This is a genomic window from Mesorhizobium sp. M7A.F.Ca.CA.002.15.2.1 (assembly GCF_003998715.1).
In the GTDB taxonomy this organism is placed as follows: domain Bacteria; phylum Pseudomonadota; class Alphaproteobacteria; order Rhizobiales; family Rhizobiaceae; genus Mesorhizobium; species Mesorhizobium ciceri.
The window spans coordinates 1-1,083 of sequence record NZ_RZPI01001068.1 but is presented as its reverse complement, the minus strand read 5'-3'; the positions used below and the strand labels follow the sequence as shown (position 1 = coordinate 1,083).

The 1,083-nt window shown below is 65.0% G+C and carries 1 protein-coding gene; it reads left to right on the top strand.

All coding sequences use genetic code 11. The annotated features are described in order from the left end of the window. Positions 1–923: beta-ketoacyl-ACP synthase II (fabF, locus tag ENZ74_RS32645; RefSeq protein ID WP_127313328.1), on the top strand; the 923-nt coding region annotated here is incomplete at its 5' end. Positions 924–1,083 lie beyond the last annotated feature (160 nt).

Genomic DNA, 1,083 nt, shown 5'->3' with positions numbered 1-1,083 from the left:
GCATCGGCGGCATCGAGGGCATCGCCGAGAACGCGATGATCCTCAAGGAACGCGGCCCGCGCCGCATCAGCCCCTTCTTCATCCCGGGCCAGATCATCAATCTCGTCTCCGGGCAGGTTTCGATCCGGCACGGGCTGAAAGGCCCGAACCATGCCGTCGTCACGGCCTGTTCGACCGGCGCGCACGCCATTGGCGATGCTGCCCGGCTGATCATGTGGGGCGATGCCGACGTGATGGTCGCCGGTGGCGCCGAAGCGCCGGTGACGCGGCTGTCGATCGCCGGGTTCGCCGCATGCCGGGCACTGTCGACGGAACGCAATGATTCGCCGCAAACGGCGTCGCGCCCCTATGATCGCGACCGCGACGGCTTCGTCATGGGCGAGGGCGCCGGCGTTGTCGTGCTCGAGGAGCTCGAACATGCCAAAGCACGCGGCGCCAAGATCTATGCCGAGGTGACGGGTTATGGTCTCACCGGCGACGCGCATCACATCACGGCGCCCGCCGAGGATGGCGATGGTGCCTTCCGTTGCATGACGGCGGCACTCAACCGGGCCAAGCTTACGCCTGCCGACGTCGACTACATCAACGCGCACGGCACCTCGACCATGGCCGACACGATCGAGCTCGGCGCTGTCGAGCGGCTTGTCGGCAATGCCGCATCGAAGATCTCGATGTCGTCGACCAAGTCGTCGATCGGCCATCTGCTTGGGGCGGCCGGTGCCGCCGAAGCGATCTTCTCGATCCTTGCCATCAGGGACAATGTCGCGCCGCCGACCATCAACCTCGACAACCCCGAACGCGAAACCGCGATCGACCTGGTGCCGAACAAGCCGCGCGCCCGCCAGATCGACGTGGCGCTGTCCAATTCGTTCGGCTTTGGCGGGACCAATGCGTCGCTGGTCTTCCAGCGCTACAATGGCTGATCGTCCGGCTGCCGGGCGACGCTTTGGCGTGCCGTCAATTTTGCCATATTCGCCTCTACTCTGCCGCTGGGGATTCGTTGGGCGATCAAACGGTAGGGCGAAATGAACACAAATCCGGCAGGCAACGGAGAATTCGGGCAACGGCCGGCAACATCCGGAC